21 protein-coding genes and 2 tRNA genes are annotated in these 26,526 nt (G+C 66.4%); 14 read left to right on the top strand and 9 right to left on the bottom strand.

Features of this window, described 5'->3' with window-relative positions; translation table 11 throughout:
• Positions 1–41: 41 nt before the first annotated feature.
• Positions 42–1,475, bottom strand: coding sequence for a zinc-dependent metalloprotease (locus LDO22_RS06830; protein WP_224026546.1), 1,434 nt, complete (start codon positions 1,473–1,475; stop codon positions 42–44).
• A gap of 319 nt (positions 1,476–1,794) precedes the next feature.
• On the opposite strand from LDO22_RS06830, the gene LDO22_RS06825 reads away from it, so the two are divergent.
• The 5 genes from LDO22_RS06825 (at position 1,795) to LDO22_RS06805 (ending at position 7,520) form a co-directional block, all read left to right on the top strand.
• Positions 1,795–2,823 carry a S16 family serine protease gene (locus LDO22_RS06825; RefSeq protein WP_224027181.1) on the top strand — a complete coding sequence of 343 codons (1,029 nt, stop codon included), beginning with the start codon at positions 1,795–1,797 and terminating at the stop codon, positions 2,821–2,823.
• 162 nt (positions 2,824–2,985) lie between these two features.
• Entirely contained in the window at positions 2,986–5,997 is a 3,012-nt protein-coding gene (locus LDO22_RS06820) for a UPF0182 family protein (RefSeq protein WP_201302403.1), read from the top strand.
• A gap of 118 nt (positions 5,998–6,115) precedes the next feature.
• Positions 6,116–6,189, top strand: a tRNA-Met gene (locus LDO22_RS06815).
• A gap of 185 nt (positions 6,190–6,374) precedes the next feature.
• Positions 6,375–6,448: transfer RNA gene (locus tag LDO22_RS06810), tRNA-Met, on the top strand.
• 139 nt (positions 6,449–6,587) lie between these two features.
• Positions 6,588–7,520, top strand: coding sequence for a cytochrome b/b6 domain-containing protein (locus LDO22_RS06805; protein ID WP_224026545.1), 933 nt, complete (start codon positions 6,588–6,590; stop codon positions 7,518–7,520).
• Positions 7,521–7,544: 24 nt separating this feature from the next.
• Here the strand turns inward: LDO22_RS06805 and LDO22_RS06800 are convergent, their stop codons facing one another.
• From LDO22_RS06800 to LDO22_RS06790, 3 genes are all read right to left on the bottom strand, one after another.
• A complete protein-coding gene (locus LDO22_RS06800; RefSeq protein ID WP_224026544.1) occupies positions 7,545–8,972 on the bottom strand; it encodes a deoxyribodipyrimidine photo-lyase in 1,428 nt (475 codons plus the stop codon).
• A gap of 88 nt (positions 8,973–9,060) precedes the next feature.
• Positions 9,061–9,849: a PspA/IM30 family protein gene (locus LDO22_RS06795; RefSeq protein ID WP_159631531.1), complete on the bottom strand. Its 789-nt coding sequence runs from the start codon at positions 9,847–9,849 to the stop codon at positions 9,061–9,063.
• Positions 9,850–9,956: 107 nt separating this feature from the next.
• Positions 9,957–12,011: a TPM domain-containing protein gene (locus LDO22_RS06790; RefSeq protein WP_224026543.1), complete on the bottom strand. Its 2,055-nt coding sequence runs from the start codon at positions 12,009–12,011 to the stop codon at positions 9,957–9,959.
• A 282-nt stretch (positions 12,012–12,293) separates the two neighbouring features.
• On the opposite strand from LDO22_RS06790, the gene LDO22_RS06785 reads away from it, so the two are divergent.
• The 4 genes from LDO22_RS06785 (at position 12,294) to LDO22_RS06770 (ending at position 16,649) form a co-directional block, all read left to right on the top strand.
• On the top strand, positions 12,294–13,877 hold the full coding sequence (locus LDO22_RS06785; protein WP_224026542.1) for a trypsin-like peptidase domain-containing protein: 1,584 nt from the start codon (positions 12,294–12,296) through the stop codon (positions 13,875–13,877).
• 235 nt (positions 13,878–14,112) lie between these two features.
• Complete coding sequence (locus tag LDO22_RS06780; protein WP_159631534.1) at positions 14,113–14,904, top strand: electron transfer flavoprotein subunit beta/FixA family protein; 792 nt, start codon at positions 14,113–14,115, stop codon at positions 14,902–14,904.
• Positions 14,905–14,917: 13 nt separating this feature from the next.
• Positions 14,918–15,865 (top strand): electron transfer flavoprotein subunit alpha/FixB family protein, encoded by a 948-nt coding sequence (locus LDO22_RS06775; RefSeq protein WP_224026541.1) that lies wholly within the window; start codon positions 14,918–14,920, stop codon positions 15,863–15,865.
• Positions 15,866–15,869: 4 nt separating this feature from the next.
• Complete coding sequence (locus LDO22_RS06770) at positions 15,870–16,649, top strand: PIG-L deacetylase family protein (protein ID WP_159631536.1); 780 nt, start codon at positions 15,870–15,872, stop codon at positions 16,647–16,649.
• A gap of 78 nt (positions 16,650–16,727) precedes the next feature.
• Here LDO22_RS06770 and LDO22_RS06765 read toward each other — a convergent pair whose 3' ends face one another.
• From LDO22_RS06765 to LDO22_RS06750, 4 genes are all read right to left on the bottom strand, one after another.
• Entirely contained in the window at positions 16,728–17,588 is an 861-nt protein-coding gene (locus LDO22_RS06765) for an anti-sigma factor (protein ID WP_224026540.1), read from the bottom strand.
• Positions 17,589–17,598: 10 nt separating this feature from the next.
• Entirely contained in the window at positions 17,599–18,207 is a 609-nt protein-coding gene (locus LDO22_RS06760) for a sigma-70 family RNA polymerase sigma factor (RefSeq protein ID WP_224026539.1), read from the bottom strand.
• 207 nt (positions 18,208–18,414) lie between these two features.
• Complete coding sequence (locus LDO22_RS06755; RefSeq protein WP_159631539.1) at positions 18,415–18,882, bottom strand: tRNA (cytidine(34)-2'-O)-methyltransferase; 468 nt, start codon at positions 18,880–18,882, stop codon at positions 18,415–18,417.
• A gap of 23 nt (positions 18,883–18,905) precedes the next feature.
• A complete protein-coding gene (locus tag LDO22_RS06750) occupies positions 18,906–19,847 on the bottom strand; it encodes a J domain-containing protein (protein WP_224026538.1) in 942 nt (313 codons plus the stop codon).
• A 196-nt stretch (positions 19,848–20,043) separates the two neighbouring features.
• Between LDO22_RS06750 and LDO22_RS06745 the strand changes: the two genes are divergently transcribed.
• Positions 20,044–20,739 (top strand): hypothetical protein, encoded by a 696-nt coding sequence (locus LDO22_RS06745; protein ID WP_224026537.1) that lies wholly within the window; start codon positions 20,044–20,046, stop codon positions 20,737–20,739.
• Between the two features lie 103 nt (positions 20,740–20,842).
• On the opposite strand, the gene LDO22_RS06740 is transcribed toward LDO22_RS06745, so the two are convergent.
• Entirely contained in the window at positions 20,843–21,265 is a 423-nt protein-coding gene (locus LDO22_RS06740; protein ID WP_159631541.1) for a hypothetical protein, read from the bottom strand.
• A gap of 88 nt (positions 21,266–21,353) precedes the next feature.
• Between LDO22_RS06740 and LDO22_RS06735 the strand changes: the two genes are divergently transcribed.
• The 4 genes from LDO22_RS06735 (at position 21,354) to LDO22_RS06720 (ending at position 26,464) form a co-directional block, all read left to right on the top strand.
• Positions 21,354–22,013, top strand: coding sequence for a helix-turn-helix domain-containing protein (locus LDO22_RS06735; RefSeq protein WP_224026536.1), 660 nt, complete (start codon positions 21,354–21,356; stop codon positions 22,011–22,013).
• Between the two features lie 47 nt (positions 22,014–22,060).
• Positions 22,061–23,290, top strand: a complete 1,230-nt coding sequence (locus LDO22_RS06730; RefSeq protein WP_224026535.1) for a cysteine desulfurase family protein — start codon at positions 22,061–22,063, stop codon at positions 23,288–23,290.
• A gap of 151 nt (positions 23,291–23,441) precedes the next feature.
• A complete protein-coding gene (mnmA, locus tag LDO22_RS06725) occupies positions 23,442–24,575 on the top strand; it encodes a tRNA 2-thiouridine(34) synthase MnmA (protein WP_159631544.1) in 1,134 nt (377 codons plus the stop codon).
• Between the two features lie 251 nt (positions 24,576–24,826).
• On the top strand, positions 24,827–26,464 hold the full coding sequence (locus LDO22_RS06720) for an ABC transporter substrate-binding protein (RefSeq protein WP_224026534.1): 1,638 nt from the start codon (positions 24,827–24,829) through the stop codon (positions 26,462–26,464).
• The last annotated feature ends 62 nt before the right edge of the window (positions 26,465–26,526 follow it).

Below are 26,526 nucleotides of genomic sequence, written 5' to 3'. Positions count from 1 at the left end.
AAATCCTGGCCCACCGGGGTCTTTCTTTGGGTCTCTATATGTCAGCCTTTGGGCTGGCCGGTTCCGTCATCGTCGTCCTTGTCCCCGGCATCTTTGGTGTCCGCGGCTCCGCCGTCTTCAGCGGAGGCATCGTCAAACCCGCCACTCAGCAGTTTCTGCAGGGCGTCATCAACTTCGCTGTCGCTGGCCTCGGCGAGCTTGCGGCGTGAGCTGAAACCCTTCGGATCGTCCAGGTCTTCGGCCGTGGGCAGCAGGTCGGGGTGGTGCCAGATGGCGTCCCGGCCCTCGATCCCGCGTTCGTCCTTCAGCGTGGCCCAGAGGGTTGCGGCATCTCGAAGCCTGCGCGGCCGCAGCTCCAGCCCCACCAAGGAGGCGAAGGCATGCTCAGCGGGACCGCCCGTTGCCCGGCGCCGCCGCACGGTTTCCCGGAGCGCCCCGGCCGACGGCAGCACCTTCTCGGTGGCCGCCGCAGTCAGTTCGTCAACCCAGCCCTCCACCAGGGCGAGCGCCGTCTCGAGCTTCTCCAGGGCCTGTTCCTGGGCGGGGGTCCGCTGCGGCATGAACACCCCCTGGGACAACGCCTCCTGGATGCCCTCCGGGTTGCTCGGGTCCAGGTCGCGGGCCAGTTCCTCGATGCGCGAGGTGTCGATGTGGATGCCGCGGGCATAGGCCTCGATCGCACCCAGGAGGTGTCCGCGCAACCAGGGCACCTGCACGAAGAGCCGGGCGTGGGCGGCTTCCCGCACGGCAAGGAACAGCCGGATATCGTTCTCCGGCAGGGACAGGCCCTCGCCGAAGGCGGCAACGTTTGCCGGCAGCAGTGCCATTTCAAGGTCGGCCAGCGGGACGCCGATATCGGTTGAGCTCACCACGTCCTTGGACAGGGCGCCGATGGCCTGGCCCAGCTGCATGCCGAAGATCGCGCCGCCCATGTTCTGCAGCATGGAGGAGGCGCCGCCCATCATGGACTTCATCTCCTCCGGCATCTGCTCCGTCATGGCGGAGGACAGCGCATTGGCGATGCTGTTGGCCACGGGTTCGGTCAGCCGCTTCCAGGTGCCCAGGGTGGCCTCCACCCATTCGGCGCGCGACCAGGCTTTGCCGATGAGGCCGGTGGCGGGCAGGTCAGTGACCGGGTCCAGCCACAGCTCGGCGAGGCGGAGGGCCTCGTCCACCTCGCGCGACTGCTGGGCCGAAACCGACGGGTCGGAGCTGCCGGCGGCAACGCGCCGGGCGTTGTCATGGGCCAGCGTCCAGTTGACCGGGCCCTCGGACGGTGCACTCATCATGGCCTGCACCTGGGAGAACATCTGGGCCAGCAGGTTGGGGTCGTCCGGGAGGCCGGCAGCCTTGGCGAGTTCGGAGGGGTCGAAGTTTTCCATCCCCTTGCCGCCCATCAGGTTCTGCAGCATTTCGGTCAACGGATCCTTGGGGGTGTCGTCGCCGTTGGACGGATTGAGTGGGTTGGAGGTCATGGTCCCGCCGATCGATGGTGTGACTGTTGATCAACCTTCACGGTACCCCGGTGGGGGTCGGCTGTCTGCCGCCCGCCGCCGTCGTTCGCTCTAGGCAAAGCGCCCCGGCGCGCCGCCACCGCGTACTGTTGGTGGGGTGACTACAACCCGTGGCGGACACCCCTCCGAGGACCACGTTCCCGATGTTTCCCCCTTCTCCAGCCCCGGACCCTTTGGGGCCGGCAGTCCGCCGGAAGGCCCGGGCGGAAGCGGCGCGGCAGGCGCGGGCAGCAGCGCCAGGGCGGCCGACGGCGGACGCCCGGGCAGGCGGCTTTCCACCATGATGGTTGCCGGGCTGGCGGCGTTGGGGCTGGGGATTGCCGTGGGCACCCTTCCGGTGCCTTACGTGATCGAGTCGCCCGGGCCCACCTACAACACGCTGGGGGAGAGCCAGGGGCATCCGGTGATCAACGTCAGCGGGCACGAGACCTATCCCGCTGCCGGGAGCCTGGACCTGACCACGGTGTACGTCGACGGCGGCCCCACCGGCTCCGTCAGCATCCTGAACGCCTTCTCCGCGTGGCTGGACAACTCCAAGGCCGTCTACCCGGTGGAACTGATCTATCCCACGGGAACCACCAAGGAGGAGGCCCAGGAACAGAGCGCGGTGGCCATGGCCACGTCCCAAGAGAACGCGGTGGCGTCCGCCCTGAACGAACTCAAGATTCCTTTCGGCCAGCAGCTCCAGGCCGCGGGGCTGTCCAAGGACTCGGCATCTGCGGGCAAGATCCAGCAGGGGGACATCCTCAAGTCCATCAACGGCAAGGAAATCAGCTCACTTTCCGTCATCCAGGATGAACTGGCTGCGGGCAAGGGGGCCCCGGCCGCGGTGACGGTGGAACGGGCCGGCCAGCCTGTTGCCCTCGAGGTGACACCCAAGGACAACGGGCAGGGCCGCTTCATTCTCGGCGTCATGCTGAAGTACCTGTTCACTTTCCCCTTCCAGGTGCAGATCTCCCTGGACAAGGTGGGTGGCCCCAGCGCCGGACTCATGTTTTCGCTGGGCATCATCGACACGGTGACGCCGGGCGACCTCACCGGCGGCAAGCACATCGCGGGAACCGGCACCATTTCGCCGGACGGTGCGGTGGGACCCATCGGCGGCATCGGCCAGAAGATGCGGGGTGCGCGCTCGTCCGGCGCGTCCCTCTTCCTGGCGCCCGCCGCCAACTGCGACGAGGTTGCCGGACACATCCCGGACGGCCTCCAGGTAGTCCGCGTTGAGAACCTCGCGGAAGCACGGCACGCGGTGGAACTGGCCGGGAGCGGGCAGGACACATCCGCACTTCCGGCGTGCACGGGCAAATAGGCCGCCTGCGCCATGCATAGACTGGGCCCAAACAGTTTCGACAGGAACTAAGCTTTACCGCCACTCGTGGCACTGATGACGGACGAAACCAGCCGTTTGACCGGTACCGTACGTCGCTCGCACGCTTCGAATGTCTCGACGACCAGCTATGAGGTACCCAGTTTGTCCCGTCCCGCCAGCACCACGTCCACAGGAAGGCCCCCATCGCGACGGGGAGCCCTGACGCCCACCCTCATCGTCGTTGCCCTGGTGGTAGTGGGCTTCATTTTCTTCGCCAACGTCTGGACCGACGTCCTTTGGTACCGGCAGCTGGGCTTCCTCGAGGTCTTCATCACCGAAAACCTTGCCAAGATCGCCACTTTCGCGGCCGGCTTCGCCATCATGTTCGCGGCGGTTTTCTTCTCCATCCGCATTGCCTACAACGCCCGGCCCGTCTACGCCCCGGACTCTGAGGTCCGGGACAACCTCAACCGGTACCAGGCCCAGCTTGAGCCGGTGCGCCGGATTGTCATGATCGGCCTGCCGGTCCTCTTCGGCCTCTTCGCGGGCAGCGCAGCCGCGAGCCAGTGGCAGAAAGTCCTGCTGTTCTTCAACCAGGTGGGCTTCGGCCAACCCGATCCGCAGTTCAACATGGACATCAGCTTCTACCTGATGACCCTGCCGTTCCTCGGGTTCGTCACCGGGTTCCTGATCAGCGTGGTGGTGATCGCAGGCATCGCCGGCATCCTCACCCACTACCTGTACGGCAGCATCCGGCTCATGGAGCGCGGCGTGTTCACCAGCCGGGCAGCGCAGATCCACATCGCCGTCACCGGCGCCGCGTTCCTGGTGCTCCTGGGCGTCAACTTCTGGCTGGACCGCTATTCGTCCGTGCAGAGCAACGGCGGCCGCTGGGCCGGTGCGCTCTACACCGATGTCAACGCCGTCATCCCCACCAAGGCCATCCTCGCCGTTGCTGCCGTCCTGGTGGCCATCCTCTTCATCGTTGCTGCCGTCATCGGCCGCTGGCGCCTGCCCGTGATCGGCACAGCCATGCTGATCATCACCTCCATCCTGGCCGGCGGCGTCTACCCGTGGGTCATCCAGCAGTTCCAGGTCCGCCCGTCGGAGCAGACCCTGGAAAGCAAGTACATCCAGCGCAACATCGAAAACACGCGCAAGGCCTACGGCCTGGACGGCATCCAGGAAACCCGCTACGACGCCACCAACACTGCCAACACCGGGGCGCTTGCACCCGACGCGCAGACCACGGCGAACATCCGCCTCCTGGACCCGAACCTGATCTCCGACGCCTTTGCGCAGCTGGAACAGTACCGCCCGTACTACCAGTTCCCCAAGGCCCTCAACGTGGACCGTTATGAGGTGAACGGCAAGATCCAGGACACCGTGATCGCGGTGCGGGAGCTGAACCCCACGAACGTGGCCACCAACCAGCAGGGCTGGCTGAACCAGCACGTCGTATACACGCACGGCTACGGGGTTGTGGCGGCCAAGGGCAACAAGTTCACCGTCGACGGCAAGCCTGAGTTCCTGCAGTCCGGCATTCCGTCCACCGGCGTCCTGGGTAATGACACCACCTACGAACCGCGGATCTACTTCGGTGAATCCTCGCCTGAATACTCGATCGTGGGTGCGCCGGACGGCGCCACGCCGCGCGAGCAGGACCGCCCCTCCGGCAAGGAAGGGGAAGGGGAAACCCAGTACACCTTCAAGGGCAACGGCGGGCCGAACGTTGGCTCGTTCTTCAACAAGATCCTCTACGCCATCAAGTTCCAGTCCTCGGACCTGCTGCTCTCCGATGGCGTGAACCCCGAGTCCCAGATCCTCTACGACCGCAACCCCCGCGAGCGTGTCCAGAAGGTGGCCCCGTACCTGACTGTTGACGGCGGCGCCTATCCGGCTGTGGTGGACGGCCGCGTCAAGTGGATCGTGGACGGCTACACCACCAGCCAATACTTCCCCTACTCGCAGCAGAAGCAGCTGTCCGATGCCACCGCTGATTCGCAGACCAGTTCCGGCCGCGCCGTGGCCCTGCCGAACAGCACAGTGAATTACATCCGCAACTCCGTCAAGGCGACGGTGGATGCGTATGACGGCTCGGTCACCCTGTATGCCTGGGACGACACCGACCCCGTCCTCAAGGCCTGGCAGAAGGTCTTCCCTTCAACGCTGAAGCCGTATTCGGAGATGTCCGGTGCACTGATGAGCCACGTGCGCTACCCGGAGGACCTGTTCAAGGTCCAGCGCGAGCTGCTGGGGCAGTACCACGTCACCGATCCCACCAGCTTCTACAAGAACAACGACGCCTGGAGCACGCCGGCGGACCCCACCGTGGACACCGACGTAAAGCAGCCGCCGTTCTACATGTCGCTGCAGATGCCGGACCAGCAGAAGCCGGCGTTCCAGCTGACGTCGTCCTTCATCCCGCAGATCGTAAACGGTAATGCGCGCAACGTCCTGTACGGCTTCCTCGCCGCTGATTCGGATGCAGGCAACCAGGCCGGCGTGAAGGCTGACGGGTATGGAAAGCTGCGGCTGCTGCAGATCCCGCCGGAAACCCAGGTGCCCGGTCCGGGGCAGGCTCAAAACAAGTTCAACTCGGACCCCACCGTGTCGCAGGCACTTAACCTGCTGCGGCAGGGCGCGTCCGACGTGCTGAACGGCAACCTGCTCACCCTGCCGGTAGGCGGCGGCATCCTGTACGTCCAGCCGGTCTACCTCAAGTCGACTGGTGAGACGTCATACCCCACGCTGCAGCGCGTGCTGGTGGCCTTCGGCGACAAGGTGGGCTTCGCGCCCACCCTTGATGCAGCCCTCAAGCAGCTCTTCGGTGGGGATTCCGGCGCAGCCGCGGGGGATTCGGCCAACAATGGCCAGACGCCGGCCGGACCTTCAGCGCCTGCCACTCCCGCAGAGGCGGACGCCAAGGCCCAGCTCAAGGCCGCCCTGGACGAGGCGAACTCCGCCATCCAGGCAGGCCAGACGGCGCTCGCAGCCGGCGACTTCGCTGCCTATGGCGACGCACAGAAGAAGGTTGCGGCCGCGCTGAAGAAGGCGATGGACGCCGAGGCCAAGATTCCGGTCACGGCTCCGGAGGCCAGCCCCGCCCCCGCTGCCTCCGGGTCGCCGTCGTCCTCGCCGTCACCGTCCCCGTCCCCGTCCGCAGGGCAGTAGGACGACGGCGGCACCCGGCACCCGGTCCCCGCAGGGCCGGGTGCCGGGCCGGCGTAACGGACGTCACGCCGCCACGATTTGGCCTGCGGTTCACCTCCCGGTAAAGTAGTTCTTGCGACGCGGGGTGGAGCAGTTCGGTAGCTCGCTGGGCTCATAACCCAGAGGTCACAGGTTCAAATCCTGTCCCCGCAACTGAGGAAAGACCCGGACATTGGAAACAATGTCCGGGTCTTTTGCTTTGTCCGGGTCTTTTGCTTTGTCCGGGTCTTTTGCCTTTCCCGGGTGCTGTGGTGTGACTGGCGGATCCACCGGTGACGGCGGGTTCGCGGAGAAGTGGTCAGGGCGGCCGCGAAAGTAGGGTAGTGTTGATCAAGCGACGCGGGGTGGAGCAGTTCGGTAGCTCGCTGGGCTCATAACCCAGAGGTCACAGGTTCAAATCCTGTCCCCGCAACTTATGAAGGCCCCGACCGGCAGTTACGCCGGTCGGGGCCTTTCTTTTCCTTGGATGCGCCCAGTTCCTAGTATTCTCTTTCGAAGGGTCCCGCGATCTGCGGGCAGCCCCCCGTCATTCCTGAGAGGTATGTTGTTCGATGGCCACACCCACGAAGAAGCCCGGCTCCGCGACGGGTAAGCGGTCCCGGCTTTACTGGATGGTTCCCGCCGTCCTCGTGGCACTGGTCCTGGTTGTGCTGGTGGCCAGGCTGCTCATTGGGCTGCCGGCCGTGGCGTCCTTTGTCGCCGACTACCCGGGCCGGTCCGAACTTCCGGACAAGGCGCCCGTAGGATTCCCCGCCTGGCTGGCCTGGCAGCACTTCCTCAATGCGTTCTTCCTGCTCCTGATCATCCGCACGGGGTGGCAGGTCCGGACCACCACCCGGCCCAGCGGGTACTGGACCAGGAACAACAAGGGCCTGATCCGCACCAGGAACGCGCCCACCAAGATCAGCCTCGAGCTGTGGTTCCACCTGACCCTGGATGCCCTCTGGATCCTCAACGGGCTCATCTTCGCGGTCCTGTTGTTCGCCACCGGGCAGTGGATGCGCATCGTCCCCACCAGCTGGGACGTCTTCCCCAACGCGCTGTCAGCCGCGCTGCAGTACGCGTCGCTGGACTGGCCCACCGAGGACGGCTGGATCAACTACAACGCCCTGCAGTTGCTGGCATACTTCGTGACCGTCTTCATCGCAGCGCCGCTGTCGTTCATCACGGGCCTGCGGATGTCCGGAGCCTGGCCCAAGAAGGCAGCCGGCCTCAACAAGGCGTTCCCCATTGAATGGGCCCGTGCCGTCCACTTCCCGGTAATGATCTACTTTGTTGCCTTCATCGTGGTCCACGTCTTCCTGGTGCTCACCACGGGCGCACTGCGGAACCTGAACCACATGTACGGGGTCCGCGACGACGACGGCTGGTTTGGCTTCTGGGTATTCCTCGCCTCCGTGGCGGTCATGGTGGCGGCCTGGTTCCTGGCCCGGCCGGTCTTCCTGAGGCCCATCGCGTCCCTGATGGGCAAGGTCAGCCGCTGACGGGGCGGCGCCGCAGGGGCGGCGTCAGGCGTCCTTGAGCTTCTGGTAGGCGTCCAGGGCCCGTTCCCGCGACTCGGGCAGGTCCACGAGCGGATGGGGGTATCCATCGGTGTCCGCCGCCCACGGTTCGTGGATCTCCTTGCCTTTGAGCTCCCGGAGTTCGGGGATGAACGCCCTCAGGTAGCGGCCGTCGGCGTCGAACTTCTTACTTTGGGTCACCGGGTTGAAGATCCGGTAGTAGGGCGAGGCATCCGCCCCCGAGCCGGCCACCCACTGCCAGTTGGCGGGGTTGTTCGCGGCATCGGCATCCACCAGGGTGTCCCAGAACCATTCCTCCCCGACCCTCCAGTCGGTCAGGAGGTTCTTGACCAGGAATGACGCGGCGGCCATGCGCACCCGGTTGTGCATCCAGCCTGTCTGCCACAGCTGCCGCATTCCGGCGTCCACCAGCGGGTAGCCGGTGTTTCCCTGCTGCCACGCGGCGAGCTCCTGCCGGCTGGGGGAGGCCCACTGGAAGTTGTCGAAGGCGGGGCGGAAGTTCCGGGTCGCCAGGTCGGGGTTGTGGTACAGCAGGTGCCAGTTGAATTCCCGCCAGCCCAGTTCGGCCCGGTAGGTGCCGACGTCGGAAGGAACCTTGCGGGGATGCCGGCGGCGAATCTCGCGCCACACGCGGAACGGGCTCACCTCACCGAAGCGCAAATGTGGTGAGAGCCGGCTGGTGCCCTCGGTTCCGGGCAGGTTCCGGCCAGTGCCGTATTCCTCGATGGGACCGTCAAGGAAGTCCTCAAGCCGCTCCTGGGCCCCTTTTTCGCCGGGCACCCACGTGGCGGCCAGCCCGCCGCTCCAGTCGGGTTTGGAGGGCAGGAGCTGCCAGCTGCTGAGCGTGTCACTGCCGGGCAGGCCCTTCCCGGCAGGCGCGGGACCGGGCAGCGCATCCGGCGCCTCGTAGGGGTCACGGATGTCCTGGGATGCCAGGCACGCACGCCAGAAGGGCGAATACACCTTGTAGGGTCCGCCCGCCCCGGTCTTCACTGTCCAGGGCTCGAAGAGGAGGCCCGCCTGGTAGCTGGCGGCCTCGATCCCGTTCCCGGCCGCCCAGTCCTTAAGCCCGGCGTCGATTGTCCGTTCGGGTTGCCCGTAACGGCGGTTCCAGAAAAGGTGGCTTGCCTTCGTCCGGATGGCAAGGTCACTGATGATATCGCCAGCGGGACCACGCCGGAGTACCAGGCGGGATCCCTTGCTTTCGAGGTCGGCGGACAGTGCTGCCAGGGAGTGGTGCAGCCACCAGCGCGCTGCCCCACCGAGGGGACGCACGCCGTCGGACTCCTCGTCCAGGATGTAAACCACTGTCAGCGGCGCATCCCGGCCGGCGGCCTCTGCGAGGGCAGGGTTGTCGTCCAACCTCAGGTCATCGCGCAGCCAAACCAGGGACGTGCCATCAGAAGAAGTCATGGCACCACGCTACACACCGCGGACGCAGCAATGGCCGGGACCACGGTCCCGGCCATTGCGTCTTCAGCTGGAGGCGGTGCCCCGAACTTTAGAGCTTGTCGAAGTCGGCCTCGTCGACGGTCGATTCGGACGATGCGGGGCTTGCGGCGCCCAGGGCAGGCTTGGAGTTTCCAGCCTTGAGGGCCGCCAGCCGGGCTTCGATCTCCGTCTGCTCGCCCAGGTCCTCCAGCTGGTTGAACTGGGCGTCCAGGCTGGAGGCTGCAAGCTCCTGCTGCCCGCGGACCTTGGCCTCTTCGCGCCGGATCTTTTCCTCGAAGCGGCCCACCTCGCTGGTGGGGTCCATGATGTCGATGCTCTTGATGGCGTCGTGGACCTGTGACTGTGCCGCTGCCGTCTTGGACCGGGCAACAAGCTCGTTGCGCTTGCTGGTCAGCTGGTTGAGCTTGTTCTTCATCTGGTCCAGGCCAGTCTTCAGCTTGTCCACTACCTCGCGCTGGGAGGCGATGCTCGGCTCTGCGCCCTTGGCTTCGCTTTCGGCCGCCATCTGACGCTGCAGGGCCACCTTTGCCAGGTTGTCGAACTTCTCGGCGTCGGCTACGTCGCCGGCCGCGCGGAACTCGTCAGCCTTGCGGGAGGCGGCAAGTGCCTTGTTGCCCCAGTCGCGGGCGTTGTTGATGTCCTCGTTGTAGTCGTCTTCCAGCATCCGGAGGTTGCCGATGGTCTGCGCCACGGCGGACTCGGCTTCGGCGATGTTGTTGGTGTAGTCGCGGACCATCTGGTCCAGCATCTTCTGCGGATCTTCGGCGTTGTCCAGCAAGGAGTTGATGTTCGCCTTCGCCAGCTGCGCGATCCGGCCGAAAATGGACTGCTTAACCATGGTGTTTGCCTTTCGTCCTGCTCTGTGTTGACCACTGGAACCGGTGCACAGTGGTGTACTGCGTCTGTCCGCCCGCCGGGATCTTCCGGCGTATCCGGCGGAAGTCTCTAGAAACTGCCGGAGTCGCCGCCGCCAAAGTCCCCGCCGCCGCCGAAGCCGCCGGAGTCACCACCCCAGCCGCCCCCGCCGCCGCCGTCACCCCAGCCGCCACCGCCGCCCCAGCCTCCGTGGCCCCCGTTGAGGATGGAGTTGATCAGGATGCCGCCCAGGATGGCACCGCCGAGGCCGCCGCCGCCTCCGCCGCCGAACATGCCGCCGCGGCCGAAGCCCTGGTTCGCGTAGCCGTCAAAGTGGTCCACGTCGGCCTGGGCCAGCTGGGCGGCCTGCGCGGCCAGGGCGTGGGCCTGCTGCGCATAGGTGAGGGCGGTGACGGGATCGGTGCGGGCGATGGACAGGGCGTAGTCGAGGTTCCGCTGGGACTCGGCAAGCCGGGTGCGTGCCTCGGTGCCCACGCCGCCGCGGCGGGCGGTGATGTAGTCGGAGGTGGCGCTGATCTGGGCCTGGGCTGACATGATGGTCTGCTGCAGGGATGCCTGCGCGCGGCGGGCCTGCTCCTGCTGGTCGCGGATGCCGGTCAGGGCCTGGTCCAGGGACTGGTGTGCGGTTTCCACCCGCTGCAGGGTGGCGATGGGGTCGATCCTGCCGCCCTGGATTTCGGTCTTTACCTGTGCCAGTGCAGCCTCTACCGCGGCTACGGGGCCGGCCAGCTCCGCGTGGGTGCCGGACTGGATCATTGCCTTCGCCTGGGCAAGGTCCTGGGACGTGTCCACGACGGCGGCTTCCAGGCCGTTGCGGGCCTCGTCGAGGTTGGTGGCGACCTTGGAAATGGCATCCAGGAGGACGTTGGTCTGGTGCAGGCTTTCCTCGGCCGCACGGACGGCCACGGCAGCCAGGCTGCCTTCGCCCGAACCGAGCTTCTGCTGGGCGGTTTCGGACGCATTCTGTACAAAGGCGAGCCGTTCCTTGGCCTGCACGATGTTGTCCGAAACCTGTGCCAGCGCGCTGTCCGCGTATTTGGACCGCATTTCCTGCAGGGACTGTTCGGCGCTGGAGATCTTGCCGTCGGCCTCGCGGGCTCCGGCGTTGACGGCTGCCAGGGCCTGCGGGGCGTTCTTCTCCAGCTCGCGCAGGGAGTCAAAGTCCGCCTTCTGCTCCTGGAGGGACTCGAGCGCGGCCTCCGAGCGGCGGATGATCTCACCCAGCCAGGTCCGCTGCTGCTCTTCGGTATCCGGGATGTGGTCATCGAGCTGCTGCTGCAGCTTGAAGGACTCCGTCATGTGGGCCTTCGCTTCCGCCAAGGCTTTGGTGAAGTTTCCGACCGCGGAATCACCGTACTGCGCCTGGGCGAAACCGAGCTCCTGCTCGCTGGACTTGATGGCGTCATCCGCTTCGATCAGCAGGGAACCGCTCTTCCGGCGAAGTTCCTCCACGCTGAGGGATGCCAGCGGATCGAGTTCGGCGCCTTGGGGGCCGTAGCTTCCGCTGGAGGCCACCTGGCCGGCGGCCTTCTTCCGGCGGTTGCGGAAGTACAGGTAGGCGCCGCCTCCGGCGACCACCACGCCTGCACCCACCAGGAGGCCGGCTCCGGCGCCATTACCGGAAGAGACGTTGCCGCTGCCGCCGCCGGCGGCGTCGCCCACGGCGGAGGCGGTGTCAATGGCTGCCTGCGCGTAGTCCTTCTTGCCACCTGCGAGGTTGGCCACCACCGCATTCTGGGTGATGTTGGAGCGCTTGGAGTAGATGGCGCTGGCCGAATTGGGGGAGAAGTAGTACTTGCCCTGGTCGGTGGCGATGGCAAGGATGACGTCCGCCTTGCCCATACCCTTGGTCTTGGCCACAGCCTGGCTCCAGGCCGTGGGGTCGGATGGGTTGTCGAAGGACTTTACCGTGACCACGTAGAGGTTGTACTTGTGGTCCTTCAGCAGCTTCTGGATCGCATCCTGGACCTCACCCTTCCGGCTGCCCAGCACGTTGGCGTTATCAACAATGTTGGTCCCGGAGGGAATGGTTACCGGGTCTTCGGCCCAGGCGGCGCCGGCGGGTACCGCCAGCAGCCCGGCAAGGCCGATCACGGCGAGGATACGTTTGAACTTTGACCGCATGTGCAACCCTTCAGCACGCCTGACACCGATTCGGGACGAATCAGTCGTCGAATCCAGCAGCGCCCCCACGCTTGGTGTGAAGCCGCAGGTCGCTGTGGCAATTCATCTTGATTCTATGGTGCACCCCACAGCCAGTCCATGCGGCCGAATATGCCGCCAGCGAAACGCTCCGGCGGCGCAACAGCCATCGGCCCGGCATTCAGGAAGCTTTCAGCAAACATCCGAGCTTGTTCCAGCGGGACGGGTCATAGTTAATGGCAGACGAGCATGAAAGGAAGTCCCATGACTGAGAATCAAACCCCAGGGCCGGTCCCGGAGGACAACCAGGGGGACAGCCGGAGCCCGTGGCAGCAGCAGGGCCCGCAGCAGCCCGGAGACCGCCCGGCACCTGCTCAGTATGGGAATGGCGGAGCCACCGGGGGACAGGAGCGTGGCTACAACGCAGGGGACCGGCAGCACAGCCCCGCAGGGCCCCATGAAACCCAGGAATTGCCGGGCGCACCCCGCCCCGTCTACCCCCAGCGGCAGCCTTTCTACGGCCAGTCCGGACATTATGGCCAGCAGCAGGACCAGCACGGCCACGCTATGCCTGGCGGAGGCCAGGGAGCGCCCAACGGAGGTGTCGGTCTCGCGCCAAACCCCAAGGATGCCCCGCGCCGGAAGGCAAGCTTCGGCGTTGGCACCCTCGTGGCAAGCATCCTCGCAGCAGGGCTCGTGGGCGGCGGAGTGGCAACGGTTGGTGCCGGTGAATTGTTTGGCAACACCGGGTCCAGCACCTCGACCGTCGGCAGCAGCAACCAGCCCGGCACTGTCATCGTCAACAACAAGGACGATGTCAACGCCATCACCGCTGCCGCCGTGAAGGCCTCGCCGAGCGTCGTCACCATCAGCGCCACCAGCGGCAGCTCCGGGGGCACCGGTTCCGGCATCGTCCTGGACGACCAGGGGCATATCCTGACCAACACGCACGTGGTGACCCTCGATGGCCAGACCGCCAATGCCACCCTGGAAATCCGCACCAGCGACGGAAAGGTCCTGCCGGCAAAGCTGGTGGGCACCGACCCGCTGTCCGACCTCGCCGTCATCAAGGTTGACGACACGTCAGGACTCACCCCTGCCACACTCGGTGATTCCTCCAAGCTCAACGTTGGCGACACCGCCATTGCCATCGGTTCCCCGCTCGGCCTGACCGGAACGGTCACGGACGGCATCGTGTCCACCCTCAACCGCACCATCAGCGTGGCATCGTCCGCAGCGCCCAAGGGCGGTGACAACAGCCAGGGCGGTGACCAGGGATTCCAGTTCGCCCCTCCCGGCGGCGGCCAGAGCCAGCAAAGCTCCAGCGAGGGCTCCATCGCCATCAACGTGATCCAGACCGATGCCGCCATCAACCCCGGTAACTCCGGCGGCGCCCTGGTGAACAGCAAGGGCGAGATCATCGGCGTGAACGTGGCCATCGCATCCGCCGGGTCCGGCACCTCAACGTCCCAAAGCGGCAACATCGGCGTTGGGTTCAGCATCCCCATCAACAACGCCAAGCGGGTGGCACAGGAAATCATCGACAGCGGCAAGGCATCCCACGGGCAGCTCGGCGTCAGCGTCAAGGCCAAGGCCTCTGCGGGCGGATCCTCCGAATTCTCGGTGGGAGCCGACGTGGCCACCGTTGACCCCAATTCAGCGGCAGGCAAGGCCGGCATCAAGGTTGGCGACGTCATCACCAAGTTCAACGACCTCACCATCGGCGAACCGAACCAGCTGACCGCGGCCGTGCGTGAACAGCCTGCGGGCTCCAAGGTGAAGATCACCGTCCAGCGCGGCGGCAGCGAGCAGACGTTCGACGTCACGCTGGGTGCTGCAGCCAGCTGACGCAGGGCAGCATCAACGCCAGGCACATGACGACGGCGGCGTCCCCACCTGAGGGGGCGCCGCCGTCGCCATGTCCCGGAAAATGCCTGACACAGGGGTTAACGGAAGAGGGCGCCGGGACGCGCCGATATGGTTAGCTAGGGTTTACCCGCCTGCCGGGCATTTCGCGGCCATGTCCCACCCGGCTGGCTGTCCACAAGCATGGAAGGCTGCTGTAGAAACAGTGGAAGAGACATTGAAGATCGTAGTCCTGGTCAAACATGTACCGGACGCCCAGTTCGACCGTCACCTCAACGGGGAGGGCAATACCGCGGACCGCGACGAAAGCATCCTGTCCGAGCTTGACGAATACGCGCTCGAGGCAGCACTGCAACTGGTGGAGGCACGCGGCGGAAGCAAGGCGGGCAACCAGGTCATCGCCCTGAGCATGGGGCCCGCAGGAGCCGTCAACGCGGTCAAGAAATCGCTGCAGATGGGCGCCACCGAGGGGGTCCACCTCACGGACGACGCCTTGGCCGGTTCCGACGCCGCGGCAACCTCGCTTGCGCTTGCAGCCGCGGTCCGCCACCTGGGTGACGTGGACCTGGTCATCACCGGCATGGCATCCACCGACGGCGAGACCTCCCTTGTTCCGGCGCAGCTGGCCGAGCGGCTTGGGCTGCCGCAGGTGACGTTCGCTTCCACGCTGGAGGTCGACGGCGGCCGGCTGACGGCCCGCCGCGATGCCGATACCTCCTCCGAAACGGTGGAGGCGCCGCTGCCCGCCGTTGTGTCCGTGACGGACCAGATCAACGAGCCGCGGTACCCCAATTTCAAGGGCATCATCGCCGCCAAGCGCAAGAGCATCAGCACGCTGTCGCTGGCCGATATCGGGGTGGACCCCGCCCAGGTGGGCTTCGCCGGTTCCTGGACCACCGTGACCAGTGCGGAAGAGCGGCCGCCCAGGACTGCAGGCACCATCATCACCGACGAAGGCGACGCCGGCATCAAGCTGGTTGACTTCCTGGCCGCCCAGAAGCTGCTCTAAGAGGGACACCGACATGGCAAAAGTACTTGTATTCATCGATAACCCCGGCGCCTCGCTCAAGAAGAGCAGCCTCGAGCTGCTGACCCTGGCGCGTTCCCTCGGCGAGAGCACCGTGGCGCTCAACGGAGACCTGTCCGACGCCGCCGCCGCCACCTTTGCCGAGTACGGCGTGGGAACCATCCTGCGTCCGGCAACGGATGACCTGGACGACTTCCTGGTGGCGCCCAAAGCGGCCTACCTGGCCGCCGCGGCTGAAAGCAGCGGCGCCGGCATCGTGCTCCTGGACAACTCGCCGGAAGGCAAGGAAATAGCGGCACGGCTGGGTATCCGCCTGAATGCCGGCGTCATCACCGACGTCGTCGCCGTGGATCCGGACGGCACCGCGCACAAGTCCGTCCTTGCCGGCTCCTACAACACCGCCTGCAAGGCCACCACTCCTGTGTCCGTGCTGACCCTCAAAGCCAACAACGTCACTCCGGAACCGGCTCCCGCCGCCACCAGCCCGGAGACCGCCACCGTGGAGGTACCGGCAGTAGCGGCCGCGGCCAGGATCACCGCGCGGGAGCAGAAGGTGGCCAGCGGCCGTCCCGACCTCACCGATGCCCGCATCGTGGTGGCCGGTGGACGCGGCATGGACGGAAACTTCGGCCCCGTCGAGGAACTGGCCGATGCCCTCGGCGCCGCCGTAGGTGCATCGCGTGCCGCCACGGATGCCGGATGGATCAGCCATGACGCGCAGGTTGGGCAGACCGGTAAGACCGTCTCCCCGCAGCTTTACATTTCGGCAGGCATTTCCGGCGCCATCCAGCAGAAAGCCGGCATGCAGACGTCCAAGGTCATTGTTGCGGTCAACAAGGACGCGGAGTCGCCGGTGTTCGAGATCGCCGACTTCGGGATCATCGGCGACGTGTTCGACGTGCTGCCGCAGGCCACCGCCGAGATCAAGAAACGAAAAGGCTGATTCTTTGACTGCCTCCCACGAGCAGGCACAGAGCCCGTTCAACCCGGATATCCACCGGGTTGGGCGGGTGCTCTGTTTTGCGGCACATCCTGACGACATCGACTTCGGCGCTGCCGGTACCATCGCCGCGTGGACGGCAGCGGGCGTGCAGGTGAGTTACTGCATCATGACCGACGGCGACGCGGGCGGCTTCGACCCCGCCCACCGCGCCGACATCATCGCGATGCGCGACGCCGAGCAGCGCCGGGCGGCGGAACTGGTGGGCGTCACCGACATCCACTACCTCCACCAGCGTGACGGGTACCTCGAGGCCTCGCACGAGGTGATGAAAGGGGTGGTGCGGCTGATCCGCGAGATCCGTCCCGACGTCGTCCTTGCCATGCACCCGGAACGGAACTGGGAAAGGATCCAAAAGAGCCATCCTGACCACCTGGCCGTGGGGGAGGCGGTGACCCGGGCGGTGTACCCGGCCCTCGAAAACCCGTTTGCCTACCCGGAACTGGCGGAAGCAGGCCTGGAAGCGTACAAGCTGCCGTGGCTGTGGCTCTACGCCGGCCCCGGGGAACGGGAAAACCACTTCGTCGACGTCACCGGCCAGGTGGAAGCCAAGCTCGCCGCCATCCACGTCCATGTGAGCCAGCACCCGGACGTGGAGGCCATGGAGGCCACCGTCCGCCAGGGCATGCACCTGAACGCCGGCAGGGCCGGCTTCCCTGAGGGGCGCAGCGCGGAGGCGTTCCATGTGGTGGCAATCAATGGGCCCGGCACCATCGCGGGATTCTGAGTTAAACCAAACGCCCCGTTCCTTCCGGTGGCAGGAACGGGGCGTTTTGGGTTGAGGCGTTTCCGGTTACTGCGGGTGCTACGCGCCCAGCGGGGCCGCCGCCACCGTCGGCAGCGTCGGTGCCTTGGATCCGCCTGCAGGCTCGACAGTGATGCCCAGCGATGCCGCCGAGTGGATGCCCTGGACCACGGCAGGCTTGGACAGCGCCTGCTCGTCCATCAGGCCCTGCGACACCGGAGCGGAGCCGTCCTTGGGTATCAGCCACATCTGGTAGACCTTGCCGGCCGGGGGAGCGGGCACACCGCTCATCTTCACCACGGCTGCGTCCTCGGACGCGGAGATCAGGAGGGTTGCCTTGCCGCCGCCCACGACGTTCACGGAGGCCTCACGCAGGTCGTTGGCCCTGGCCACCTGGTTGACGGGATCGTTCTGGTCAGCCATGTACGCGCCCACGCCTACTCCACCCAGGGCGATGGCTGCTGCCGCTGCCACGCCCACCAGCCACCGGCGCGTGCCGGATCCGCCCCGGCGTTGCTCCCGGCGCTTCCGGGCCTCCGCCAGTTCGTCCTGTGGCCCCTGCCGGGGAGGCAGTGCCGTACTGCCGGCCGGTGCCTGTGCGCCTCCGCCAGTCAGGCCGTCCTGCCCGGGGAACTGGGCGGGAAGCTGGGCGACAATCCGCTGGAACAGGTCCGACGGCGGTTCCTCCTCTGCACGGAACGTGCGGACCAAGGCCTCCCGGGACTGGCGGACACGCTCAAGGAAGGCCCGGCGTTCCGTTTCCGGGGCAGTCGAGATGTAACGGTCGATGGCTTCGCGTTCCTGCTCCGTGACCGCATCCAGGGCGTAGAGCTCAGCAAGGTCGACGGCGCGGCCGGCAGCAATGTCCATGGCCACGGTGTCCCCGAAGGCACGTGACATGCCGTCGCGGCTTTCATCCATTCCACTCATCTCAACTCACCCCCAAACAGGTCTTCAATCGGATCAGTCCATCGCGGATGCGGGACTTGATAGTGGGCACTGCTGCGTTCAGCCGTTCTGCGACTTCCCGGTAGGTGAGGCCGCCGTAGTAAGCCAGGCGCACGGACTCCTGCTGGGTTTCGGTCAGCGTCCCCAGGCAGCGGACCACCGCCTCGGCCTCCAGCCTGCTGCCCACCTCATCGGACACGCTGTCGTGATCGATCTCCTGCGTACTGGCACCGTACTTGGCTTCCCTGTCCGTGGAGGACTGCGACGAGCGGACCTTGTCCACCGCGCGGCGGTGCGAGATGGTCATCAGCCAGGACAACGGGCTGCCTGCCTGCGGATCGAACTTCGCAGCGTTTTGCCAGACCTGCAGGAAGACTTCCTGGGTGGTGTCCTCACTGAGCTCGGGGTCGATCAGGACGCGGCGCGCCATGCCGAAGACCCTGCGGGACGTGAGCTGGTAGAACTCGGCGAAAGCCGCCTGGTCCTCGCGGGCAATCCCCGCCAAAAGGGCCGAGAGGCGTTGGCTGAGGTCTGCAGGTGGGTCGGTCACCGCGGCGGAGCCTTCGGAGTTCGGCGCGTTGGGAGTTTCCATTACGTCCAAGCATAAGTCTCCGGGCGACGGATCCTCAGCAGTGCCGTGCCGACTGCGGTTGTCTGGCCTGGAACGTGCCTCCAGTAAGGTCACCTGCCGCTCCTTGGTCCGCTCGAATGTCTTCAAGAGTCATTCGGTGCCGCGTGGAGGGTGGATGGGGCGGCCGGCAAGTTTTTCCGTGCCGGCGTGAACCGGTGTCCGGCGGGGCTAGATCCTGGCGCCGGCGAAGCCCTGCTGGCGCCAGGCCTCGTACACCGCGATGGAGGCGGCGTTGGCCAGGTTCAGGGAACGGAGGGCCGGCAACATGGGCAGGCGCACCGTGGCGGTCACGTGGGGATCGGATTTCATCTCCGGCGGCAGGCCCACTGATTCACGGCCGAAGAGCAGCACATCTCCCGGACGGTAGGCGATGTCCGTATAGCTGGTGGTGCCGTCCGAAGTGAACGCGTAGACGCGTTCGGGCTGCAGGTGCTCCCAGGCGTCTTCGATGGTCTTGTGCACGGTGACGACGGCGAGGTCATGGTAGTCGAGCCCAGCGCGGCGCAGTTTCGCGTCGGAGAAGTCGAAGCCCAGGGGTTCCACAAGGTGCAGTTCGGCGCCGGTGATCGCGGCAAGGCGGATGGCGTTGCCGGTATTGCCGGGGATTTCAGGTTCATGGAAAAGGATGCGGAACACCTCCCCATCCTAGCTACCCGCGGTCAGTGCATGCCGCGCAGGAGCCTGGCCAGGACCGGGATGTTCACCGTGTTGGGAGCCGGGCCGGACGCCAGGAATTCCTTCAGGCCCCGCACCATGCCCGCTGCGTTGACGATCTGGACGGTTTCCAGGTCTCCTGCGGGGCGGCGGTGGTGATCGATCACCGGCTCGTGGAGGTTGCCGTCGGGGCTGTGCACCACGGTCCATCCCGTGACGTTGAGCTCGGGAAAGATGTCCTGCATGGCCCACACCACCCGGGCGAGCTGCGGGGGTGCCACCGCGCGGCCCCCGTGGTTGAGGGTCCGTCCGTCCCAGGCATAGGCGCCCTTGGGCAGGAGCATCGAGTTGACCAGGGCCAACCGGTAGCCGGAAAGGACAGCGTGGTCGATGTGGCTGTTGTCCGCCGGCGACTGCAGGCCGTTGATCAGCCGGGCGGCGGGGATGGCCGGCAGCACCTGCCGGGTCAGCAGCTGCACGGTGCGCATTTCCCGCTGGATGCGGGCCTCGGCGCCGAAAATTCCCCGTTTCCGAGGCATTCCGTGAACCTGCTGCCGCGCCTGTGCCAGCGGGATGAGCGGAGCGTCGTTTCCCTCGTAGGGGGGAACGTAGACGGGCGGGTCCCCCGCTGTATTCCTGACGCTGCCCGGCCGGCGGACTGTGGCGGACGCCCGGCTTCCAGCGGCGGGGGCATCAAAGTGGGCGCCGTCGTCGGACGAAGCGTCCCGGACGGTGCCCGCGCCGTAGGAGCGGTCGTACGCCTTCCTGCGCTGCGGATCGATCAGCGTCTCATAGGCAGCGGTTACGCGGCGGAACGTTGCGGCGTCGCCCCCGTGGTCCGGATGGGCCATCCTGGCCGCGCGGCGGTAGGCCACCTTGATTTCTTTCTCGGTGGCGGTGACGGCCACCCGAAGGACCTGGTAATGGGAGCTGCTGCTCTCGGTCAAGCAATCTTCCTTCTCTTGGTGCGCGGCTTCCTCAGTCCCGGCGGGAAAGCGGAGCGCCCGCCCAGTCTAGCCAGCATGGATGGTGCGTCTGCGGTGACAACGAACATCCCGGGCTGGTGGGTTCCCGGAAAGCCGGAGTCTAGACTCGTGCGTGCGCGGTGCGAACACCGGTTGAAGGGGATGTGACGGAGTGGAGATGGAGATGCCGACGACGGCGGAGCGGGCCGGCAGGGCATGGCACGGGGGAGCGGCCCTGGTGATCGGCTGCCTGGGGGCCGTGCTTTTGAGCGGATGCAGCGTTGACGTCCGGGATCCCTCCGTCACCGCAGCCCCCTCCGGCACTCCGGCGCTGGCCACTCCCACCATCACCCCCGGCCATGATGCCGCGGCGGTGGCAGCGCGTGATATGCCCTTCGCTGCCGGCGGCGACCTGGCTCCCGGCGTGCCCGTGGGAATCTCCGATGACCTCAAAGGTGCGCCGGGCTGGAAGCTGGCGAAGGAAAACGTGGCCGGTGCCAGCCAATATGCCAAGGCCGATGGCTGCATCGTTTCCGCACGGGCCACCACCGGCCAGGCAGCGCTGGTCCGCGGTGACGACCGGGAGTCCACTGTTGCCTTGTTCCAGTACCTGGATGAAACCATCCAGCCCGCGTACTTGAAGACGGCAACCCTGCAGTGGGGTGGTACCCCGGAGGCTCCCGGCCGGAATGTGGAGGTGCTGGCCCTGGAGCAGGCAGCCCCCGGCGGGCGTGCCATTGCGGTACTGGCAAGGGTTTTTGGCACTGCCGGGTCATCGGCCTACGTGTCGGTGTCCTGTCCGGATGCGGCAACACTTGGCGCGGCCCGCCAGGACGTGGCCCGGTACCTGCCGCTGGTGCCGCCGGCCGCGTAGGTCCCTGCCGTTCGCAGGCGCAAAACCGCCGGCGGCTGGAGGGCTCAGCCGCCGGCGGGTCCGTGTGGCTGCAATGTCCGGCGCCCGGCAAACGCCTGCGGCGTCACGCAGTGGTGCGGCTGGTCCCCACTGACAGCCGGTTGAGGGCCAAGGCGCCAACCAGCAGCCCGAAGTCACGCAGCGCGACGTCGTAGAAGCTGCCCAGCAGGAGCAGGTTGATGATGATTCCGGCCAGCCACGCGGCCACGATCAACGAGCCGTATTTGGGACGCACCGCCACGGCCACGCCGGCGATGATTTCCACGACCCCCACGATGTACATGAAGGTCTGGGCCGGCAGCGGCACGATGGCCGTGGCCTGGGGTGCCAGGTACATGGTCCAGTGCGTGAGGATGTTGGTGAATTTGTCCAGGCCGAAGAGGATCGGTGCGACGGTGAACACGGTACGCAGCAGCAGGAACGCCTGCCGCGCCGGCGGCACGGTGGCTGGTGCATGCTGGGCCCGCATTGCCGATGCTGATTTCATGGTGCTCTCCTTCTAAAAGTAGGTATGCCAATTTTAGAAAGTTGACGGTCTATAATCAAGACATCTTGACTTTGGAATTGGAGGCGCCGTGTACCGACTTCCCTGGGCAGACAGGATTGCTGCCGTTGCGTCGCTGACCGACGCCAAGAGGCTGCAGCTTTTTGAACTGGTCGCGGCCTCACCCCGCCCGCTGGGACGCGATGAGGTGGCCGAAACTGCCGGCATGGCGCGCAGCACCGTCTCCTTCCATCTGGACAGGCTGGTCCAGGACGGCCTGCTGGCCGTGGAATTCCACAAACCCGCCGGCAGGACCGGACCGGGGTCAGGTCGTCCCGCCAAGATGTACCGGCCGGTTGGAAGTGAAGTGGGAGCGTCCGTTCCGGACCGGAACTACGACCTCGCCGGGGAGCTGATGGCCGAGGCCATCGAGGCCACCGGGGCCGAAGGATTGGCGGTGGGGGAGTCATTGCGCGCCGTCGCCTTCCGGAAAGGCCGGGAACTGGCGAAAGGTTCTGCGGGCCTGGAAGAGTTCCTGGCAGAAACGGGCTATCAGCCGGAGCCCGACGGCGACGGGGGATACCTGCTGCCCAACTGCCCGTTCCACCGGCTGTCGCGGTCCCATGCGGCAGTGGTGTGCGACATGAACGGCGCCTTCCTGCGGGGGGCTGCGGTTGGCTGTGGCGGCGCCGAGGACCGGGTTGTCCCCGTTGCAGGCCACTGCTGCGCACGGATTACCGGCGGGAGCTGACCGCTCCACGCGGCGGCCACCGGGACCGGCCGCGATAGAATTGGAGGATGCCCGCCTACCTCGACCACGCCGCCACCACGCCGCTTTCCGGTGCCGCGCTCGCTGCCTTGACGCGTGAACTGGCACGGACCGGCAACCCCTCATCGCTGCACGGCTCCGGCCGCAGGGCGCGCCGTGCCGTCGAGGACGCCAGGGAGGCCATCGCGGCCGCGGCCGGCGCCCATCCCTCGGAGGTCATCTTCACCTCCGGAGGCACCGAGGCGGACAACCTCGCCGTGAAGGGCATGTACTGGTCCCGGGTGGCAGAAGACCCAAGGCGGCGGCGCATCCTCTGCTCCGCCGTCGAACATCACGCAGTCCTGGACACCGTGGAATGGCTCGAACGCCACGAAGGCGCCGACGTGGCGTGGCTGCCGGTTGACGGTGACGGCGTTGTTGACCTCCAGGCCCTCGAAGAGGAGCTCTCGCGTAACCCCGGCGCCGTGGCGCTGGTGACTGTCATGTGGGCAAACAACGAGGTGGGCACCATCCAGCCCATCCGGCAGATCGTGGAACTTGCGCACGCCGCCGGCGTTCCGGTGCACTCCGACGCCGTCCAGGCATTCGGCTCGGTGCCGGTGCACTTCAAGGATTCCGGCCTGGATGCCATGTCCATCTCCGGGCACAAGATCGGCGGCCCGGTGGGTGTTGGCGCACTCCTGTTGGGGCGGGCCGTCAAACTCACCCCGGTACAGCATGGCGGCGGCCAGGAGCGCGACGTCCGTTCCGGGACGCTGGACACCGCCTCCATCGCTGCCTTCGCCGCCGCCGCGGAGTCTGTCGCTGCCGGGCTGCCCGCCGAGGCGGCCCGGATCGCAGCCCTGCGCGACCGGTTGGTCGACGGCGTCCGCGAACGTGTTCCGGAGGCGGTCCTCCGCGGGGCGCCCGGCGACCGCCGGCTCCCGGGCAATGCGCACTTCACGTTCCCGGGCTGTGAAGGGGACTCATTGCTGTTCCTCCTCGACCTTGCCGGCATCGAGTCATCCACGGGTTCTGCCTGCACGGCAGGGGTGCCCCGCCCCTCCCACGTGCTGCTGGCCATGGGCCTGGACGAGGAAACGGCGCGCGGAGCCCAGCGGTTCAGCCTGGGGCACGCCTCCACGGAGGCCGACGTCGACGCCCTCCTTGCAGCGCTGCCCGAAGCTTATTCGCGGGCGCGCCAGGCCGGCATGGCCGGACACGAGTCCTCCATCCAGACCGCGGGCACCGCGGCGCGGCAGGGTTTCCCGGGCGCTTGAGCGCCGGCGGGCGCGTCCCGGCGCCCGCTCCGCCGGGTGTGGAGCGGGTTGATTTGCCTGCCGCCGTAGAATGGATAGGCGAAGATCGTTTCCGCCCCCGGTACGTCCAGCACGGCCCCGGGCAGCGGGCATCCCCCAACAGAAAGCCAGCATGCGAGTACTAGCAGCCATGAGCGGTGGAGTTGATTCTGCCGTTGCCGCCGCCCGCGCGGTGGAAGCCGGGCACGACGTCGTCGGCGTCCACCTGGCCCTTTCGCGCATGCCGGGCACCCTGCGCACGGGCAGCCGCGGCTGCTGCACCATCGAGGACTCCCGGGATGCGTGGCGGGCCTGCGACGTGCTGGGCATTCCCTATTACGTGTGGGATTTCTCCGAGCGCTTCAAGGAAGACGTCGTCCAGGACTTCATTGACGAATACGCCGCCGGCCGGACGCCGAACCCCTGCATGCGCTGCAACGAGCGCATCAAATTTGCAGCCCTGCTGGAAAAGGCCATCGCGCTGGGCTTCGACGCCGTCTGCACGGGCCACTACGCCAAGGTCATCGAGGACGCTGACGGCAACCGGGAACTGCACCGCGCGGCGGACTGGGCCAAGGACCAGAGCTACGTCCTGGGCGTCCTCACCCACGAGCAGCTCAAGCATTCCATGTTCCCGCTGGCGGACACCCCGTCCAAGGCCGAGGTACGCGCCGAAGCGGAACGGCGGGGCCTCTCCGTGGCCAACAAGCCCGACAGCCACGACATCTGCTTCATTCCCGACGGCGACACCGCCGGCTGGCTGGCAGAGAAGATCGACATGGCCCAGGGTGACATCGTGGATGAAACCGGCGCGAAGGTAGGGGAGCACCCCGGCGCCAACGCCTTCACCGTCGGCCAGCGGCGCGGCCTCAAGCTCGGAACCCCCGCCGCCGACGGCAAGCCCCGCTTCGTGCTGGAAATCCGGCCCAAGGAAAACAAAGTGGTGGTCGGTCCCGAGGCGCTGCTGGCCATCGATGAGATCCGCGGCATCAAGGTCTCCTGGGCGGGCCTGCCCATCGCCGAGGTGGAGACAGGCGCCGAGTTCGAATGCTACGCACAGGTCCGGGCGCACGGGGACCCGGTTCCGGCCACCGCGCGGATGGAGCCCTCCACTGACGGCGCCCCGGCAACCCAGTTGGTGGTCCGTCTGGTGGCGCCGCTGCGCGGTGTCGCGCCGGGCCAGACGGTAGTGCTCTACCAGGGCAGCCGCGTGCTGGGGCAGGCCACCATCGACGCTGCCCGCTCGCTCCAGCGCGCCGCGCTGTAACCAATCCGCCTTCAGCACCGCCACGGTTCTGCCGTGGCGGTGCTTTGCTGTGTCCGGGCGGCGTCCCTTGACGGTGCTGCCGGGCTCCGCCGGGTAACTTTTAGGAAAATTTTGTGTTTGAACTCACAAAAACGGCCGTCCTGAGGGCTGACTCTCTGATTCAATCTAGGGATCAGCACTGCACGCCGGCGTCTGGGGCTATCAACCTATGACCGCGGGCGTGCGCGTACTCATCGGAAAGAAGTTCACAGATGATCAAGAGCACAACGGCCCTGCACCGCGCCATCGCGCTGGCAGGCATCTCCGCCCTGGCCCTGACAGCCTGCACAGGGCCCTCGGGCGGCGGCGGGGGAACGTCTACCGGCAATGCCGGTGGCGGTGCCATCACTTTCGGAACGACGGACAAAGTCGTTACCCTCGACCCCGCCGGCTCCTACGACGCAGGATCCTTCCTGGTGATGAACCAGGTCTACCCCTTCCTGATGAACTCCAAGCCCGGCTCGGCTGAAGTCAGCCCGGACATCGCTGAGTCCGCGTCTTTTACCTCGCCCACAGAGTTCACGGTGAAGCTCAAGCCCAACCTGAAGTTCGCCAACGGTCACGCGCTTACCGCTTCGGACGTGAAGTTCTCCTACGACCGCGTGGTGAAGATCGACGACCCCAACGGGCCGGCGTCCCTGCTCTCGAACCTCAAGTCCGTTGACGTCAAGGACGACACCACCGTGGTGTTCAACCTCAAAGCAGGGAATGACCAGGTGTTCCCCAGCGTCCTGGGCACCAACACCGGACCCATCATCGACGAGGAAGTCTTCCCGGCGGACAAGGTGATGAGCGATGAGGACATCGTCGCCGGAAAGCCCTTTGCCGGCCCCTACACCATCGATTCCTACAAAAAGAACGAACTTGTCAGCCTCAAGGCCAACGCTGACTACAACGGACTGCTGGGCAAGCCGGCCAACGACAGTGCCGTCATCAAGTACTATGCCGACTCCAACAACCTCAAGCTGGATGTCCAGGGCGGCAACATTGACGTTGCCGGCCGCAGCCTGACCGCAACCGACGCCGCGGACCTGGATAAGGATTCCAAGGTCAAGGTCTACAAGGGCCCGGGCGGCGAATTGCGCTACATCGTTTTCAACTTCGACACCATGCCTTTCGGAGCCAAGACTCCCGAAGCCAACCCGGCGAAGGCACTCGCCGTCCGCCAGGCCATGGCTGACATTGTGGACCGCCAGGCCATCTCCGACCAGGTCTACAAGGGCACCTATGTCCCGGCGTACTCCGTTGTCCCCGATGGTCTGCCTGGTGCAACCCAGCCGATGAAGGACCTGTATGGCGACGGCAGCGGCAAGCCCAGCCTGGACAAGGCCAAGAAGACCCTGGCGGACGCCGGAGTCACCGGCCCGGTCAACGTGAAGCTGCAGTACAACCCCGACCACTACGGCAAGTCCTCCGGTGACGAGTACGCCATGGTCAAGGAGCAGCTGGAGAAGTCGGGCCTGTTCACCGTGGACCTGCAGTCCACCGAATGGGTGACCTACTCCAAGGCACGTACCGCCGACGCCTACCCCGTCTACCAGCTGGGCTGGTTCCCGGACTACTCGGACGCGGACAACTACCTCACGCCGTTCTTCATCCCCGGCAACTTCCTGAAGAACCACTACGAGAACCCCACCGTCACGGACCTCGTGCAGAAGCAGCTCACCACGCCGGACAAGACCGAGCGCCAGAAGCTGATCGGGGACGTCCAGACGGCCGTTGCCAAGGACCTGTCCACGCTGCCGCTCCTGCAGGGCTCGCAGCTGCTGGTGGCCGGGAAGGACGTCAAGGGTGTCGAGAAGACCCTGGATCCCTCCTTCAAGACCCGCCTTGGCGTCCTGTCCAAGTAAGCACTCCACCCCCATCGGGCTCTGACGGGCCAGAGGCGGGACGCCGCAACGGTGTCCCGCCT

Origin of the sequence: Arthrobacter sp. NicSoilC5 (assembly GCF_019977395.1) — a bacterium.
Lineage (GTDB): Bacteria > Actinomycetota > Actinomycetes > Actinomycetales > Micrococcaceae > Arthrobacter.
The sequence above is the reverse complement of the archived record's forward strand: the minus strand, read 5'-3'. Positions and strand labels throughout refer to the sequence as shown.

What these genes read in the sequence shown, in the direction of transcription:
- LDO22_RS06830 (WP_224026546.1), bottom strand. Translation starts at nt 1,475, where the DNA reads ATGACCTCCAACCCACTCAATCCGTCCAACGGCGACGACACCCCCAAG.
- LDO22_RS06825 (WP_224027181.1), top strand. Translation starts at nt 1,795, where the DNA reads ATGATGGTTGCCGGGCTGGCGGCGTTGGGGCTGGGGATTGCCGTGGGC.
- LDO22_RS06805 (WP_224026545.1), top strand. Translation starts at nt 6,588, where the DNA reads ATGGCCACACCCACGAAGAAGCCCGGCTCCGCGACGGGTAAGCGGTCC.
- LDO22_RS06800 (WP_224026544.1), bottom strand. Translation starts at nt 8,972, where the DNA reads ATGACTTCTTCTGATGGCACGTCCCTGGTTTGGCTGCGCGATGACCTG.
- LDO22_RS06795 (WP_159631531.1), bottom strand. Translation starts at nt 9,849, where the DNA reads ATGGTTAAGCAGTCCATTTTCGGCCGGATCGCGCAGCTGGCGAAGGCG.
- LDO22_RS06790 (WP_224026543.1), bottom strand. Translation starts at nt 12,011, where the DNA reads ATGCGGTCAAAGTTCAAACGTATCCTCGCCGTGATCGGCCTTGCCGGG.
- LDO22_RS06785 (WP_224026542.1), top strand. Translation starts at nt 12,294, where the DNA reads ATGACTGAGAATCAAACCCCAGGGCCGGTCCCGGAGGACAACCAGGGG.
- LDO22_RS06775 (WP_224026541.1), top strand. Translation starts at nt 14,918, where the DNA reads ATGGCAAAAGTACTTGTATTCATCGATAACCCCGGCGCCTCGCTCAAG.
- LDO22_RS06765 (WP_224026540.1), bottom strand. Translation starts at nt 17,588, where the DNA reads ATGGATGAAAGCCGCGACGGCATGTCACGTGCCTTCGGGGACACCGTG.
- LDO22_RS06760 (WP_224026539.1), bottom strand. Translation starts at nt 18,207, where the DNA reads ATGGAAACTCCCAACGCGCCGAACTCCGAAGGCTCCGCCGCGGTGACC.
- LDO22_RS06745 (WP_224026537.1), top strand. Translation starts at nt 20,044, where the DNA reads ATGGAGATGCCGACGACGGCGGAGCGGGCCGGCAGGGCATGGCACGGG.
- LDO22_RS06740 (WP_159631541.1), bottom strand. Translation starts at nt 21,265, where the DNA reads ATGAAATCAGCATCGGCAATGCGGGCCCAGCATGCACCAGCCACCGTG.
- LDO22_RS06730 (WP_224026535.1), top strand. Translation starts at nt 22,061, where the DNA reads ATGCCCGCCTACCTCGACCACGCCGCCACCACGCCGCTTTCCGGTGCC.
- mnmA (WP_159631544.1), top strand. Translation starts at nt 23,442, where the DNA reads ATGCGAGTACTAGCAGCCATGAGCGGTGGAGTTGATTCTGCCGTTGCC.
- LDO22_RS06720 (WP_224026534.1), top strand. Translation starts at nt 24,827, where the DNA reads ATGATCAAGAGCACAACGGCCCTGCACCGCGCCATCGCGCTGGCAGGC.